Raw genomic sequence first — 400 nt, 5'->3', positions numbered from 1 at the left:
CCGCAGAGGAGGAAAAACGCTTCCAAGAAAAGAAGCGCATCGATGAGAAGGCGCGCTTTGACAACAAGCTCCTTGACGCGAAGAGGGAAGAAGACAGGCAGTTCGGCGCGAGAGATTCGGCCCCTCCAATGGACCGAGAGCGCACGAATGCCAAGGAAGCCAAGGAAGCCAACCAGCCTGGGCAGGGTCCAGAGAAGGAACAGGACCAGCTGAACCCGCAAGCAAAAAAGCGCGGGGTCTCTAGCTACGGCACGAGCGATGAACCTGAGCAAGCCTCCGACCAGAAGGTGGAGGAAAAGGCCAGCGCCACGCCGAAAAAAGAGACTGCGGCCTCCACGGAATCCGACGTCGTCTCTGCACCAGCCAACGATCGAGCCCATGCCATCGCGGTGACCTCGAA

Annotated in this window: 1 protein-coding gene; it reads left to right on the top strand. The window is 59.2% G+C overall.

Features of this window, described 5'->3' with window-relative positions; all coding sequences use genetic code 11:
* The coding region (locus GWE18_RS42155) for a hypothetical protein (RefSeq protein WP_275191340.1) at positions 1-400 on the top strand (400 nt) is incomplete at both ends.

Source organism: Bradyrhizobium sp. CSA112 (assembly GCF_029051645.1).
GTDB lineage: Bacteria > Pseudomonadota > Alphaproteobacteria > Rhizobiales > Xanthobacteraceae > Bradyrhizobium.
Note: the sequence above shows the minus strand (reverse complement) of the source record. Positions and strands in the feature narration are given on the sequence as shown.